This is a genomic window from Phyllobacterium chamaecytisi, from assembly GCF_020164455.1.
GTDB classification, from domain to species: domain Bacteria; phylum Pseudomonadota; class Alphaproteobacteria; order Rhizobiales; family Rhizobiaceae; genus Phyllobacterium; species Phyllobacterium chamaecytisi.
Genome location: NZ_JAIQWW010000014.1, coordinates 24,796 through 40,592, shown reverse-complemented (window position 1 = coordinate 40,592; position 15,797 = coordinate 24,796). Strand labels below are relative to the sequence as shown.

10 protein-coding genes are annotated in these 15,797 nt (G+C 55.7%); 1 reads left to right on the top strand and 9 read right to left on the bottom strand.

Annotated elements, in window-relative coordinates; genetic code table 11:
* Positions 1 to 168 precede the first annotated feature (168 nt).
* From LB462_RS20045 to putA, 4 genes are all read right to left on the bottom strand, one after another.
* The gene (locus LB462_RS20045; protein WP_224511658.1) at positions 169 to 1,077 is read right to left on the bottom strand and encodes a cation diffusion facilitator family transporter; all 909 of its coding nucleotides are present in this window, start codon (positions 1,075 to 1,077) and stop codon (positions 169 to 171) included.
* Positions 1,074 to 3,257, bottom strand: a complete 2,184-nt coding sequence (locus tag LB462_RS20040; protein ID WP_224511909.1) for an anthranilate synthase — start codon at positions 3,255 to 3,257, stop codon at positions 1,074 to 1,076. Before LB462_RS20040 ends, LB462_RS20045 begins: the two co-directional genes overlap by 4 nt.
* 234 nt (positions 3,258 to 3,491) lie before the next feature.
* Positions 3,492 to 5,171 carry a formate--tetrahydrofolate ligase gene (locus LB462_RS20035; protein WP_224511657.1) on the bottom strand — a complete coding sequence of 560 codons (1,680 nt, stop codon included), beginning with the start codon at positions 5,169 to 5,171 and terminating at the stop codon, positions 3,492 to 3,494.
* A 99-nt stretch (positions 5,172 to 5,270) separates the two neighbouring features.
* Positions 5,271 to 8,363: a bifunctional proline dehydrogenase/L-glutamate gamma-semialdehyde dehydrogenase PutA gene (putA, locus tag LB462_RS20030; RefSeq protein WP_224511654.1), complete on the bottom strand. Its 3,093-nt coding sequence runs from the start codon at positions 8,361 to 8,363 to the stop codon at positions 5,271 to 5,273.
* Positions 8,364 to 8,473: 110 nt separating this feature from the next.
* Between putA and LB462_RS20025 the strand changes: the two genes are divergently transcribed.
* Positions 8,474 to 8,935 (top strand): Lrp/AsnC ligand binding domain-containing protein, encoded by a 462-nt coding sequence (locus LB462_RS20025; RefSeq protein WP_112530643.1) that lies wholly within the window; start codon positions 8,474 to 8,476, stop codon positions 8,933 to 8,935.
* A 17-nt stretch (positions 8,936 to 8,952) separates the two neighbouring features.
* Here the strand turns inward: LB462_RS20025 and LB462_RS20020 are convergent, their stop codons facing one another.
* From LB462_RS20020 to LB462_RS20000, 5 genes are all read right to left on the bottom strand, one after another.
* A complete protein-coding gene (locus tag LB462_RS20020; RefSeq protein ID WP_114430355.1) occupies positions 8,953 to 10,086 on the bottom strand; it encodes a DUF2333 family protein in 1,134 nt (377 codons plus the stop codon).
* Positions 10,087 to 10,268: 182 nt separating this feature from the next.
* Positions 10,269 to 11,552 (bottom strand): DUF6638 family protein, encoded by a 1,284-nt coding sequence (locus LB462_RS20015; protein ID WP_224511653.1) that lies wholly within the window; start codon positions 11,550 to 11,552, stop codon positions 10,269 to 10,271.
* On the bottom strand, positions 11,552 to 13,459 hold the full coding sequence (locus tag LB462_RS20010) for an AAA family ATPase (RefSeq protein WP_224511651.1): 1,908 nt from the start codon (positions 13,457 to 13,459) through the stop codon (positions 11,552 to 11,554). The genes LB462_RS20015 and LB462_RS20010 overlap by 1 nt, the downstream gene beginning before the upstream one ends.
* 13 nt (positions 13,460 to 13,472) lie before the next feature.
* On the bottom strand, positions 13,473 to 14,621 hold the full coding sequence (locus LB462_RS20005) for a hypothetical protein (protein WP_224511649.1): 1,149 nt from the start codon (positions 14,619 to 14,621) through the stop codon (positions 13,473 to 13,475).
* A 3-nt stretch (positions 14,622 to 14,624) separates the two neighbouring features.
* Positions 14,625 to 15,713: a coiled-coil domain-containing protein gene (locus LB462_RS20000; protein WP_224511648.1), complete on the bottom strand. Its 1,089-nt coding sequence runs from the start codon at positions 15,711 to 15,713 to the stop codon at positions 14,625 to 14,627.
* Positions 15,714 to 15,797: the final 84 nt, after the last annotated feature.

Genomic DNA, 15,797 nt, shown 5'->3' with positions numbered 1-15,797 from the left:
GGACTGCATCGAACCATCGTCCGTGACTGAACCGAAAGTTCGTCATGGGGTGACGAAAATGGTGGTTTTCGAGCACCGAAGCGCAGCGTACATTTGGGTACGTGAGCATCATCGGAGCACAGAAAAGCACCATTTGCAGCCCGCCATGGCGAATTTACGGTCGGTCTCTCAGGCGAAAGGAACTGCGGCCGTCCCGATAGGCAATTTCGCCTCGTCTTCGGGTTCGACATGGATGACCACACTGGCGTCCGGAATCTCTGCCATCAATGCGTTTTCGATACGGTCGCAAATGATGTGTGCATCGCCAACGCTCATGTTCGCCTCAACCACCAAGTGAAATTCAATAAAGGTTACGCGCCCGGCGATGCGTGTCTTCAGATCATGAACCTCAAGCGCGCCGCCAGCGTTGGAAGAAATGACATCGCGGATGCGCATCGTCTCTTCGGTCGCCACGCCCATGTCCATCAAGCCCTGCACGGAATTTCCGATCACACTCCATCCCTGCCACAGGATGTTGAGTGCGACAATGACGGCAAGCAGCGGATCGAGGATCGTCCAACCGGTCAGGACGGCGCCGACCAGACCGGCAAATACGCCGACAGAAGTCACCACATCGGTCATGATGTGCTTTCCGTCGGCCTGTAATGCAGGAGATTTGTGTTTACGCCCGCGGTTGATAAGCAAAGAAGCCCAGAACGCGTTGATGATCGATGCACCGCCGTTGATCGCAAGACCAAGCCATGGCTGCTCCAACGTCCGGGGTGTCTCCCAAGCGACCCAAACTTCGCGCAGGATCAGCAAGGCAGCGACGACAATCAGTACCCCCTCAAGCACCGCCGAGAAATACTCGGCCTTATGGTGCCCGAAGGGATGATTCTGGTCGGCGGGCTTGTAGCTGACACGGATCGCCCACCAGGCGGCGATCGCAGCCACCACATTGACGATCGATTCCAGCGCGTCCGAATAAAGTGCGACAGAACCGGTCACATAATAGGCAGCGTATTTCAGCGCCAGCACGGTGATCCCGATTAAAATCGACCAGCCTGCGATGCGCTGAACTGTGGTGTTTTCTGTCATGCTGCTCGTATCTTTGCCCGGCGCGGCAGGTGCGCCACAACATTCTCGATAATCCGCATACCAGCGTTATGACCCAGTGTCATGATCGATTCCGGATGAAATTGCACCGCCGCAATCGGTTCGCTTTTATGCTCGAACGCCATGATGACACCGTCCTCCGTTTCTGCGGTAACGATGAACTCGTCCGGCAAGCGAACCGGATCGGCGAAGATCGAGTGATAGCGGCCCACAGTGACTTCCTTGGGCAGGCCCGAGAAAATCTTGCCTTGCTTGGTAATGCGAATGCGCGAGGGTTTGCCGTGCATCGGAACATGCAGCTGTCGCAACGATCCGCCGTAGGCCTCGGCAAGTGCCTGCAAACCGAGGCAAACGCCAAAGATCGGCAGTTCCCGATTGCGGGCCTTCTTGATCGTCGCCTTGCAATCAAAATCTTCCGGCGTCCCGGGTCCAGGTGACAGAACCACCAGATCCGGCTTGATCCTGTCGAAAATCTCGTCGGCAACCGGCGTGCGCACAGTTGTCACGCTTGCACCGGTCTGCCGAAAATAATTCGCCAAGGTGTGGACGAAGGAATCCTCGTGATCGACGAGAAGAATCGACAGCCCCTCTCCTACTCGCGCGACAGCACGTTCCTCGGGCAGGACATTGCTCTTGTGCGCGTCCCGCACCGCCGCAATCATCGCCGAAGCCTTGAGTTCGGTCTCAGCCTCCTCTTCCTCGGGAACTGAATCATAGAGCAAGGTTGCGCCTGCACGAACCTGCGCGATGCCGTCCTTGATGCGGATCGTGCGCAAAGTCAGGCCCGTGTTCATGTCGCCATTGAAATTGACCATGCCGATGGCACCACCATACCAAGCGCGCGGGCTGCGCTCGTTTTCTTCGATGAAACGCATAGCCCAGAGTTTTGGCGCGCCGGTTACGGTCACAGCCCAGGCGTGTGACAAGAATCCGTCAAATGCGTCCATATCCTCACGCAAGCGACCCTCGATATGATCGACGGTGTGGATCAGCCGCGAATACATTTCGATCTGGCGACGCCCGATGACACGGACCGACCCCGGCTCACACACGCGACTCTTGTCGTTGCGATCGACATCCGAGCACATGGTGAGCTCGGACTCATCTTTCTTTGAGTTCAGCAGCTTGATGATCTGCTCGCTGTCGGCGATTGCGTCTTCGCCGCGCTTGATCGTTCCTGAAATCGGGCAAGTCTCGATACGCCGACCAACCACGCGCACGAACATTTCCGGCGAAGCACCGACCAGATATTCGTTGTCGCCAAGATTGATATAGAACGAATAGGGCGATGGGTTGATGGCTTTCAGCCGGCGCGAAATAACCGACGGTTTGGTTTCGCAGCGCTCATAGAATGTCTGCCCCGGTACGACCTCAAAGAGATCGCCACGCATGAAGCTTTCCTTGGCCTTCTTGACCAGTTCAGCATATTCGCCTGGATTGTAATCGCCGCGTCCGGGTATCTTGTCTGTCGGCTTGAATGGCTTTGCCGCCGTATCCCGTGGGAGACCCTCGGTTGAAGCGCCGGCGAACGCATAGTCATAGCGATCGAGCCATGCCTTGGCAGCATGATGGTCGACCACTAGGATCTCATCCGGCAGATATAGGACGATATCACGCTGGTCATCCGGACGTTTCAACTTGTACTGGACTGTATCGAACTGGAACGCCAGATCGTAGCCGAACGCGCCATAGAGGCCGAGATTGGCATCGTCTTCGGTAAAGAACAGACCAACAATGCCGCGCAGGACCGTGAAGACGGAAGGTATGCGTGAACGCTCTTCTTCGGTGAATTGGCGGCTGGGTAGCGCAATCTCAAGTTCAAGCCTGGTCGCACTTGTACCTGTAACGGACACTTCCTCAAGCGCTTCGATAGCTTGCTTGATTGGAGCCAAAAGAACTTCGCCGCGCTTGTTCAACGCCTCAACGGTCATATGGCGGCCATTGGAAGTTATCACGACGGGCGGATCGACGATCGCCGTATCCCAACGCGTATAGCGGCCCGGATATTCATAATTCGACGAGAAGACGGCGCCGCGCCGCTCGTCGAGAGCATCGACATAGCTGTCGATAGCGCTGGCATAGGCCGTTGCTATGCGGGACCGTGTGATCGTGACACCGCCTTTGGTATCGAATATTTCCACATCGCCTTCAATTCTGTGCATCATGAATTCCCTTGTTGCATCTGGCGTTGCGGGCTTCGGGCGGACAAACAAAAAGGCCGCCCGGAAAAATCCGTCGCGGCCCTGTTCCCTTTTCACAAACATGCAAAAGGCTTTAGTGGCCGCTATCAGCGAGCCCACCACCAGCCATTTGAAAGAATGCGCGTATCCATGCGGTGATTGTTAGCGTTACATTGCAGCGCTTGCAACAGCAAAAATACGAGCTTGGACCAACGTCTAAAAGAGCCCTTCTATCAAACCATCACCATTCAGATGAATCCGTTCGGCCGAGGGAGACTTCGGCAAGCCGGGCATGGTCATGATTTCTCCGCAGATGGCCACAACGAAGCCAGCTCCGGCAGAAAGACGAACTTCGCGTACGTGAACAACATGATTTACCGGCGCTCCACGCAAATGTGGGTTCGTCGAAAATGAATATTGGGTCTTCGCCATGCAAACCGGAAGATCGCCATATCCAGCCTCCTCCCATTGCAGCAATTGTTCGCGCACGCTCGTATCCGCATCCGCTTCTGCACCGCGATAGATGCGCTTGACGATCGTTTCGATTTTGTCGAACAGCGAAAGCTCATCCTCGTAAAGTGGCGAAAACTGCGCTGAGCCACTTTCCGCCAAAGCAACGACCCTGTGCGCAAGTTCTTCGATCCCGGCCGAGCCTTGGGCCCAGTGCTTGCATAGAACGGCCTCCGCGCCATGCGCCGTCACAAAAGCCTTTACGGCTGCAATCTCTGCATCCGTGTCGGCAGTAAAATGATTGATTGCGACCACAACCGGCACGCCAAACTGGCGGACGTTCTCCATATGGCGCCCGAGATTCGCGCAGCCAGATTTGACGGCAGCGACGTTTTCTTGACCCAGATCCTCCTTCGCCACACCGCCATGCATCTTCATGGCACGGACCGTTGCGACGATCACTGCCGCCGCCGGCTTTAAACCAGCCTTTCGGCATTTAATGTCGAAGAATTTCTCAGCGCCAAGATCCGCACCAAAACCTGCCTCGGTGACCACATAGTCCGCAAGTTTCAGCGCAGTTGTCGTCGCAACGACCGAATTGCAGCCATGCGCAATATTTGCAAACGGGCCGCCGTGCACGAAGGCTGGATTGTTCTCGAGAGTCTGCACCAGGTTGGGCTGCATGGCATCCTTGAGAAGCACGGCCATGGCCTTGTCGGCCTTCAGGTCGCGGGCATAAACAGGGGTCTTGTTGAAGCGGTAGCCGATGATGATTTCGCCGAGCCGCTGTTCCAGGTCCTCCAGATCATTGGCAAGGCAAAGAATCGCCATCACCTCCGAGGCGACCGTGATGTCGAAGCCCGATTCACGTGGAAAACCATTGGCCACGCCGCCGAGCGAGGAAGCAATATCGCGTAAGGCCCGGTCGTTCATGTCCATAACCCGCCGCCAGGTGATACGGCGCGTATCGAGATTTAGCTCATTGCCCCAGTAGACGTGGTTGTCGATCATCGCCGCCAGCAAATTGTGAGCGGAGGTGATGGCATGAAAATCACCTGTAAAGTGCAGGTTGATGTCCTCCATAGGAATGACCTGCGCATAGCCGCCACCCGCAGCACCACCTTTGGTGCCGAAACAGGGACCGAGTGATGCTTCACGAATGCAGACGATAGCCTTTTTCCCGATCCGATTGAGCCCGTCGCCAAGACCGACTGTCGTCGTCGTCTTGCCCTCGCCCGCCGGCGTTGGGCTGACGGCAGTCACGAGAATGAGCTTGCCATCCTTGGCACCACGCTTGGACCGGATGAACTCCGCCGAAAGTTTGGCCTTGTCATGGCCATAGGGAGCAAGATGCTCCGGCGGAATACCGATCTTCGCGCCGATCTCCAGCACCGGCTTTTTCACCGCGGAGCGCGCAATCTCAATATCGGATTTGACGATAGCCATCGACGTCTCCTCAATGCTTCAAGAACGTCAAATAGCATCGTGTAAGCGAAATGGGGATAGCCAGAAGGGACTATCCCCAGTTGCTGAGGCTAAGAGTCTCTATTCGCCCATGGCAATAAGACTTGCATTGCCACCTGCCGCCGCCGTGTTCACGGAAACAACCTGCTCGAGTGCAAATCGTGCCAGATAGGCCGGCCCGCCCGCCTTTGGTCCAGTACCGGAAAGACCGGAACCACCGAAAGGTTGCGTACCGACGACAGCGCCGATCGTATTGCGGTTGACATAGACATTACCGATGTCGAGCCGGTCGATGATCTTGGTTACTGTCGCTTCGATGCGGGTGTGCAAACCAAACGTCAGGCCGTAGCCAGTCGACGCAATCTGGTCGAGCACCTTGTCGAGGTCCTTGGCCTTCCAGCGAACAACATGCAAGACCGGGCCAAATACCTCGCGCTCCAGCGCCTCCGCCCGGTTGAGTTCCACGATGTGCGGCGCGAAAAACAGGCCATCTTTCGGCGCCTCACCTGCAAAGCGCACTTTTTGTGACTTCCGCATCGCCGCGATATGATCTGTCAGCATATCGCGCTGTGCCTGATCGATGATCGGGCCGACGTCCGTCGAAGGCAAAGAAGGATCTCCCAAGGTGAGTTCCTTTGCTGCGCCCTCGATCATGTCAAGCATGTTGTCGGCGATGTCTTCCTGCAGATAGAGAATGCGCAGAGCAGAGCAACGCTGACCGGCTGATCGGAAGGCAGATATAACAACATCGTCGGCAACCTGTTCGGAAAGGGCTGTCGCATCGACGATCATCGCGTTGAGGCCTCCTGTCTCGGCGATCAGCGGAACAATCGGTCCCTTCTTCGCTGCCAGCGTGCGGTTGATCGCCCAGGCCGTGTCCGTCGAGCCGGTAAAGGCCACACCGGCGATTTCCGGATGTGAAGTCAGCGCCGCCCCAACGGAACCATCGCCTGGCACATAGAGGACTGCATCTTTCGGAACACCTGCCTCATGCAGGGCGCGAATTGCCTCATAGGCAATAAGTGGCGTCTGTTCTGCCGGCTTGGCCAAGACAGTATTGCCGGCGGCTAGCGCTGCCGTTACCTGACCCAGGAAAATCGCCAACGGGAAATTCCATGGGCTGATACAGACGAACGCGCCGCGGCCTCGATGCCGCAACTTGTTGTCCTCGCCGGTAGGCCCCGGCATGACTTTGTCCACGCCAAACTGTCTGCGGGCTTCGGCGGCGTAGTAGCGGCAGAAATCCACTGCTTCGCGGATTTCGGCGATGCCGTCATCGATCGTCTTGCCTGCTTCACGCGAAAGAAGATCGAGAAGGCTGTCACGATTGGCTTCCAGGAGGTCTCCCGCCTTTTCCAACGCTTTTGCCCGCGTTTCCACCGGGACACGCGACCAGGATGAGAAACCCTTGCGCGCAACACTGACGGCTTTGGCCGCCTCTTCAGCGGTAGCAAAAACCACGGTACCGACAGTCGAGCCGTTTACTGGAGAGACCACATCCTGCGTCTTGCCGGATGGCTTCACGCCTTCGATCAACGGAACCGCTTTTACAGTCGTTGACGCCTTGGCAATTCCAGACAGCAGAGCGGCTAACTCCTTGCGGTCGCCAAGCTCGACACCGGCTGAATTGGTGCGCTTGCCATAGAGCTTTAGCGGCAAGGGGATGTTCGGATGGCGATAGCCCTTGCCATCGTTCAGTTTCTCGGCCGGCCTTATCAATAACTCCGAAATCGGTATATTGTTGTCGCCAACCACAGAGACAAACGACGAGTTTGCACCGTTTTCGAGAAGACGGCGCACAAGATACGCGAGAAGATCGCGATAGCCGCCCACGGGCGCATAAATTCGGCAGGCGATCTTGTCGTTCTTCTCCGTGATCTGCTTGTAAAGACTCTCGCCCATGCCGTGCAGGCGTTGGAATTCGAAGCCACTCTTGTCGGCGCCTGCCATTTCCAGAATCATGGCCACGGTCAATGCATTGTGTGTAGCGAATTGCGGGAAGATACGCGGTCGTGCATCGAGCATGCGCTTGGCACATGCGAGATAGGACGCATCGGTCGCTGCTTTGCGGGTAAAAACCGGATAGTCGGCCAGCCCGCGCTCCTGCGCCCGCTTCACCTCCGTATCCCAATAAGCGCCCTTGACGAGACGCACCATCATCTTGCGGTTGTGCCGCGCCGCGAGCTTGTCAATGTGATCGATCACATCAAGAGCCCGCTTCTGGTAAGCCTGAATGGCAAGGCCAAATCCATCCCAGCCATCCAGCGAAGGATCGGCAAATACCCGGTCGATCACATCCAGTGACAGCTCAAGCCTGTCAGCCTCTTCCGCGTCGACGGTGAAATTAAGATCGTAAGATTTCGCCTTTTGCGCAAGAGCGAGAAGGTCCGGCACCAGTTCGGCCATGACCTGATCATGATGCGTCGCCAGATATCGCGGATGCAGCGCCGAGAGCTTGACCGAAATCCCCATGCGATCCGGGAGCTTCTTGTTACCTGTGGCACGGCCGATCGCATCGATGGCGTCCGCATAGGATTTGAAATAGCCCTGCGCATCCTTACGTGTACGAGCTCCCTCCCCCAGCATGTCGAAGGAATGGCGATAACCCTTGGCCTCATTGGTGCTGGCGCGCTTCAGCGCGTCCTTGATCGTTTCGCCCAAGACAAAATGGTGTCCGAGATAGCGCATGGCCTGCTTGGTGGCGGTCCGAACTGTCGGCAGGCCAATCCGCTTGACCAGCGAGGAAAGCACGCCCTCCGGAGTTTCGCCCGGCTTGATGACCTTCGCTGAGAGACCAAGCGCCCAAGCGGATGCCGACACGAACCATGTATCGCCGCTCGGCTCGTGTTCTGACCAATGACCTTGCTTCAGTTTATCCTCGATCAGCTTGTCCTGCGTTGCCGCATCCGGCACGCGCAGCAAGGCTTCCGCCAGCACCATCAGCGCCAGCCCCTCGCGGGTCGACAAACCATACTCCCTCAGGAAATCCTCGACCCCACCGATACCGCTCGCTTCCTTGCGGATCGTCGTGATATATTTGCTGGCTCGGGCATCGATGCGACGGTTGACATCTTCCGGCAACGTTATGGACTTAAGCAACGAGGCAACCAACGCCTGGTCATCGACGGCATAAGGTGCAGAAAAATCATTGGTAGATGGCAATGGTGCGGTCATCAGGCTTCCCCTTATTGATTTTTCCCATATAATCTAATCTACTCAGGTATTCTCACCAATGAATGTGAGAGAATACGTATAAAAAACTACAAATGGGGACTATTTTAGCGATGAAAAATTTGGACAGTCTCGATCGCAGAATATTGCGCGAGCTGCAGAAGGATGGACGCCTGACCAACACAGAATTGTCCGAGCGCATCAGCCTGTCGCAAACCGCAACGACCGAACGGGTAAAGCGCCTGTCCCGCGACGGCTACATCCTTGGATACACGGCAAAATTGTCGCCCAAAAAGCTCGATCGCGCAATGCTTGTATTCGTCGAGATAAAACTTGATCGCACCACGCCCGACGTCTTTGCAACCTTTGCCGCAGCTACGCGCCGTAACCCGGACGTGATGGAATGCCATATGGTTGCCGGCGGCTTCGATTATCTGATCAAGGCCCGCGTTGCCGATATGGAGCATTACCGGCGCTTTCTCTCCGATATGCTGCTTTCACTGCCAGGCGTCCGCGAAAGCCACACCTACGCCGTGATGGAAGAAGTCAAGGAAACGTCAAGCTTGCCGGTTTGAGCCGGCAAGCTGCTTTATTACTGCTGCAGCACCTGCTTGATGTCGATCAGGTTTGAGCGCACGCGCAGGATATAAAAACCCATCGTCGTCAGGTGGTTCGGCAACAGCCAGCCGCCTTCGCTGCCATTGGCGATGATCCAAGGCTTGATGTTCAAGGCCGAACGAAGTTGCCCGTCCATACCATCCCAAAGCGGCGTCAGGTGCTTTTCATCGAGCACCTGTTTGAAATCCAACTGAGCTGCATTCATCAGGCCGTAATAGGCATAAAGCTGGCCGTAGGCGAACCAGAAACGGTCATCGGCACGCGTGTCGAACCAGCCATAATTGTTGTTTTCCGAACGATCTTTCAAAATCGCCGAAGTCGCGCCGATGTCGTTGGCGATACGGTCGATGAACTGGATAAGATTGTCCGCACGCGCATCAAAAATGGCATTGCAGGACTCAAGCTTGGTATTGAACGTACGCAAATCCTTGACCGCCGAACGATAATAACTCGGCGTCGGCGTCTTCGGACCAAAGGGATTGAGACCAAAATACCAGGCGTCTTCGGTAAATTGCAGGTTTCCGCGCGCCTTCTGCAAGTCGGCGTCGATCTGCGAGGTCCCTCGTACACGGCCAAGTGTATCGACGAGTTCAACTGCTGTGCGGCGCACTGCCGAATTGATGCCGCGCTGGAAGGACGCCTTGTTATCGAGGAAAGGCGTATTGTCCCAATCGACGCCGAAGAACCCGAGCTTGTAGAGCAGCATGGAGGAAATCCACGCGTTCTGGTTGACGTTGAAATCCGTAAGGTCTGCGGTCACCTGCACGATAGCTGAGCGCGCGCAGGTCTTCGCCGCGCCTGTATCGGCAGCTTGCGTCGGCGAAGGAACCGGTTCCCCTACCGGAACAGTCAGGTTTTTGAAATTATAGGACGCGATGTAATCGGGGTTGAAATTCTTCCAGACCTGCGTGTTGTAGAAGAAATAGCCGTAGAGACCGAGCCATACGAGCACTGCAAGACCGAGAACCGCCTTGAGGATAATTCCGCGCTGGCCATACCAACGGCCGGCCCAAATGAACGGCAAGAGAATGATGCCGATGACGAAGCCGATACCGCGTCCGATGTAGTAGAAGATACGGCTGAAGAAATTGATCACGGGCTCGAGCATCCTATCCCTCGTTGTTGTTCAAGTCCATAAAGCCGCCTTCGCAGCCCTTGCCTGTCATTCACATAGGTTGTTTTGAGAATATCGACAACGTGTTCCTTCGAGATAGAGCGCCAACCGGTACAAACGGCCCGAAGGTTCCTGCGTTTGCTGTCAGCAGAGGACAAAATCGCGTTCCCACGGCTTTAAGACAACCCATACAGCCTCTTCCTTAGCCCCTCCTTATCCTTCAAATAAATCGTCTTCAGAGTCTCGACGACATGTGCCTGATAGGGAGGGCTCCAGCCCTCATAGTCTGCAAAGAACCCCGGTTTGTTGAAGACATAACGCGACAGGAAATCCCACGGCACGAAATCGCCGATCAGATGGTTGACCAGCCAGGCGTCCGGATGTCTTGGCAGGGCGCGTATGACAAGAAACCGGCGTTTCGGATCTATTTCCGCCATGTTGAGCTGCCCGGTCTGGCCGATTTCGCGTTTGACCGCATTAAGGAACGGCCAGGTGCCGTCATGATTGATCAAGCTGGCATTGGCGTGAATCCACGTCTGCAGCCAAATCCGATCTATGTTGGTGAGGTCCCTTTCCGGCTCCAGTGACTGGATCAGATGGCGGATGATCATCTCGCCGCGATTTTCCAGATAGCCGGACTGCTCGATCCATGAGGCGCGCGGCAGTTCGATGCGAGCGGTCGAAGCGAGAAACTGAAAGACCTGCTCGGCATCCTTGATGGAAATATAATTCACCTGCCACGGCCGCGATCGCCGGAATCCCGGTGCCGACGGATCGCCAATGACGGTCGTCGTATTGTCATCTACAAAGATGAAAACACCACCGAAATGGCTGGTCCAGAAGGCGCGATGCCGGAATATCACCTTATCCGGCACCAGCGAATTCTCCCGGATATCACCGGTGACCTTGGCGAGTTCCACCATGCGGTTGATGAGCTCGTTGTTGCGCCAGGCGTCTGGCTCGTCTTCCAGCCTGTCGACCAGTAGCCGCAATTCCGCCGCCTGCCCCATGACGTTTTCCGCCGAGAGCACCCGGAACTCAACCTGGTTGATCGACAGGAGGTCCTCGATGTCATTGACGACCGAAACGCTATCCTCGATCTCGCCGTAGAGTACATCCTTAATCGTCAGTGCATTGATGGCGCGGGAATTGCTGGTGAAAAACTCGTACATCAGTTGCGATGTGTTGGAAAATTGCGTGTGCACGACCGGCAAATCCGCCTGCGCCGGTGTCAAAATGATAAACCGCCGGTTGACGCCATTTGGATCGAGATAAGACGGATCCTTCAGCTCCTTGGCGATTTCCGGAGAAAAGCCGGTCCTGTCGACGTTGAATTTCTTGAGTTTCGTCGCAGGGAAACCGAAGGATTTCAGCGCGCGATTGTAGCGCTCTATCAGATGCGGCTGGTCGATCGTCAGCAAGCGTCCATAGATCAGCTCGTTTTCGTAGAGAAGGTCCATCAGAGGTCCCACTGCCCCTTGGCCTTGAGCGCTTCGACTTCTCTGACCGCTCGCTCGCGCAACCTCGCGTCCCGCACCATTTTGTCCACTGCAGCGTCATCAGACTTGTCAGCATAGCGGAATTCCGAATCCGCATATCGGTTGGTTTCCTGTAGCACCATCTCCATCGTGAAGGGTTTGCGCAATTTCTCGATCATCGCCTTCTTTTCATCATAGGCCTTGTGCATGAACGTTTCGGGCTTTTCGAACCATTCATCCGGCAGTTCCACATCCATCGCCCGCATCTTGATTGCGTCAGTGACGTTCTTGATAGCGCGGCCGGTGAAGCGTGGCTCGCGTTCCTTGATCATGTGCAGATAGGTGCCGATGTCGGATAGGGTTTGTGGCTCGCCATTGTCCTTGATGAAGCGATCAAAGACCACTTTCAGCCCCTCCTCCTGCGGCTCCGACAATTCGTCATAGGCCGTCTCCACCGCCCGTTCGATCTGTTGCGCTTCGTAGAGCTTGTGATCGCCCAGCGGTATCTTGTGGTTTTTGCCCGCCAGCAATGCAAAGATATCGATGTAGTCCTCGCGAGTCTGCGGCCCATCAACCAGCCAGCGCGCCCCTGCCCGCTGCCTCAACGCATCGTCGACATTCTCCGGATAGTTGGAGAACATGCCGAATGAGCAATTACCGCGAACAACGGTGGATGCGCCGGAAAAAGCTTCCATCAGCACGCCGGTGATCTCGTGCTGGCCGGAGGAGGCGCGGTCATCCGAACGCTTGGCCGCAACCTGATCGATGTCGTCGATTGTACCGAAGCCAATCACGCGCGGATTAAGCACATTCGTCACGAATTGCTTGCAGTTCTGTCCGGATTTGCCTTGATAGGACGATATCTGATCCACACCGAAATTCTCATAGTGAAAGGCGTAACCCGCGACCTGGCAATAATCATTGAGCAGCCCGGCGATCATCTGGATCAGCGTGGTCTTGCCTGTGCCTGGCGCGCCATCGCCAATGAAAGTGAAGAGAAACCCGCCCAATTCGACAAACGGATTGAGCTGCCGGTCAAAATCATAGGCCATCAGCATTTTGGAAAGCTTCAGGGCCTGAAACTTGGCGATGTGGTTGCCGACGACTTCATTCGGTTTCTTGAATGTCATCACCAGCGGCGTGCGTTTCTTCGATGGCGCAACATCGAACCCGTCCAGCGTGAAGTCATCGCTGTCGAGCCGCAGGTGCGTGTCCTCGAAACTGCCAAGCCCGTCAAATCGTCCCTTGCGCTGCAAAAGCCCTTCGATGGCAAGCGCCGAAAAGGCTTTGGCGCGCGCCAGCATTACCTGCTCGTCGCTCGCGCCGGAAATTGCGCGATCGAGACCGGCAATCACCGATTTCAACGCGTCTTGCGCCGTATCGAAGATGAAATCCGGCTCACTCATATCATTGGCTGGCTCTGAATCAGCTTCGATTAATTGCGCGAGATAGGCGGCAAAGGCGAAAGCGCCAACGTAAGCTGCGGCTGACAGAAGCCGCTTGAAATGACTGGCCTCGTCACCCTGTAACGGCGCGGAAGCATTGCGCGCCATCAGGCTTTCAAGATCACTTTGCCGGCCGAAAACATCGGCAACGGCCAACGCGATTGCAACCCCGCGCCGCGCGCGAAACAGCAGCGTGTGTTGGGCAATCGAAAGCATCTGATCGTCGGCACGCACAGACTGGATCGTTTTTGCAAGCTCCACCTCACGCGTCTTGCGCAATCCGCCGGTTGAAACGGTAGAAACAAAACGTCTGCCGGTACCCGCAATTTCGGTACCGGTCTTTTCGCCGCTGTCGAGCGAGACAAATCGCGTCACCATTGCCTGTGCGACGGCAAGATGCTTGGCGATGTCCTTCTCCTCAAGCGTGGTCAGACCGACATCCATGGTTTTTTCCTCCTCAAATGCCGCTGATCACCTGGCCATTGGACAGGATATGCGTCTGAAACCCCTTGAAGATACCTGCCGCTTCCCCTGATGCGTACAACGCCTGATAGGCTTCATGCGGCACCAGAGCGTGCTGCTCATAGTGACTGACGCCCTGCCTTGCCGCTTCGAGGTCATCCGTATTGATGTGAAACTCCTCACGCGACGGCTCCGACGACCAAAGTCCACGTTTGCCGGGTTTTTCCGCCTTGGAAAAAACCTCCTGCAAGGTCCAGGTCAGGAGCCAGGCGTCCTCTGGCTTGCGTACCCGCTCAAGAACGTCGGCAACTTTCTGATTATGCTCGGTAATCCCGGCCGTGTAGAATGGCCCGAGAACAAGCCGGCGTAGCTGCTTGGGATGCAGTTCCGGAAAATCCTGATCGAGTGCCGTGGCGATGGTTATCGGTGACAGCGAATAGGCCGAGTTCTTCGCGGCGAAATCGTCGAAGCGGCGTGCGAGATCCGGATTGAGAAGACCGCCGACCGGCAGAGGAATCCTGACTTTGCTGTTGAGCTTGCCCTCGGCCACCAGCGTCTCCACCATATCTTCGGATGAATCCTCGATGATCGCCATGTAGATCAATGGCAGGTTCGAGGCTCCGTCGAATGCGCCCCAATGCACCACGTAAAAGGGGCGCATGGTCTTCGGGTTAACAGAGACGCGGATAGTCGTCGGCAACAGGAAGGGAGAGAATATCTCGCCTTTTTCTACGACTTCCAGATATACCCGTTCCGCCATGGACCTTTGCAGGTCGCGCGGAAACTCGCGATTGCGCAAAATGAAATCCGCCATCTCGCCCCGAAGCGCATCCGCCGGCGGAATGGCAGCAAGCCGGACCGATGCGTCCTTCTTGTCATTTTCAAGTTCCAGAACATTCTGGAAGACAGGAAAGCCGCTCTCGGCCTTGGATATACGAAAGCGCTCGGCAAAACCGAGCCTGTTGCGCCAGCATTCGAACGAAGAATCAAGGCGTTGCAGATATTCAGACACCGTCTGTGCAACCAGGTCATGCTTGTAGAGTGGCGAGTCCTGGTTGTTCAGAAAGACTTCGAGCCCATCGAGCGCGGCGCGGATAGCCCCAAAATAGCGCTCGGCCGCTGCAAGATCTGCATTATCAGTCATTGACTAGCTCTGCACGTAATCGGCGGAATTGTGCTTCTTCAGGACCTCTGAGAACCGCCGGGAGAAAGCATCGTCAGCCAGCTTCTTGCGGCGCTGGATATCCTGCGAACTGACCATGTTCCTTTCGTGCATTTCGAGAAGATCGCCAATGTGCTTCTGGGCCGCAGCGCCGACACCGGCCATGGTCTCTTCAGCTGCCGTATCCACCTTGCTGCCGAGCGTATTGATCTTGTGTGCCACGTCCTGTTGCGCGGCCGTTTTCAAAGAATCTTCCAGCGCCTTGTAAAGAACAATGCGCTGCTCGGTATCGATCGACAGTTTGTTGATCAGCGTGCTCTGTGCCGCGATCTGGTTATTGAGTGAATCGACGAAAGTCTGGAACATGGACGTGTAGCGTTCCAGCGTCTGGCTTTCCGCAAGAAGCTCCTGTTCCTTGGCCTGCCGCTCATTATATTCTGTCGCAAGTTTCGACCGCTGACCTTCAAGCTCGGTGCGTGCGCCCTGATCGGTCGATGCGGCAATCTTGTTTTCAATTTCCAGCAAGAGCGGGTTGAGTTCTTCGATGCGCTTTTGCGTCGCTTCAAGGTTGGCGATGGTGGACTTGCGCCGCTCTATGACAGTCGCAAGGCTCGTTTCGGAGGTCTTGTAGCGCTCGTCCAGAACACCTTTCTGCTCTTTCAGAATACCGACAATCCGGTCGGACTTCGAAAGGAGTTCCTGGAGATTTCCCGCAAGTGACATGTTACGCACGCGGTCTGAACGCAGGCGCTGCATCTTCTGCTTGGAGAAGATGCCGATAAACTTTTCCCAGCCGGAATAGCCTTTCATGCTTTCGAATTCAGAACCGAAAACATTGGTGGCATCCTCTAGCCCGATGATCAGCTCGGCGATATTGCCTTCCATTACCTTTTGCTGGCGCAGGACATCGTCAATACGCGCATTTTCGATATCGAAATCGGAAGCGCCGATCTTTTCATCGGCTTTGGCAAATTTGTCGAGGACTATTGTGGACTGATCGATTTTCGTCCGCATGTCATTGACCATTGTTCTGGTCTTCTCGATCTCGGAATCGAAGTGCTGCAGACTCGCCATTTACGTATTCCCCTGATTGCCAAAATCGCTTCTCGCGACGATCGAATATAGACACGGTACATTGCGAAAAAAAGCCTGCGGGAA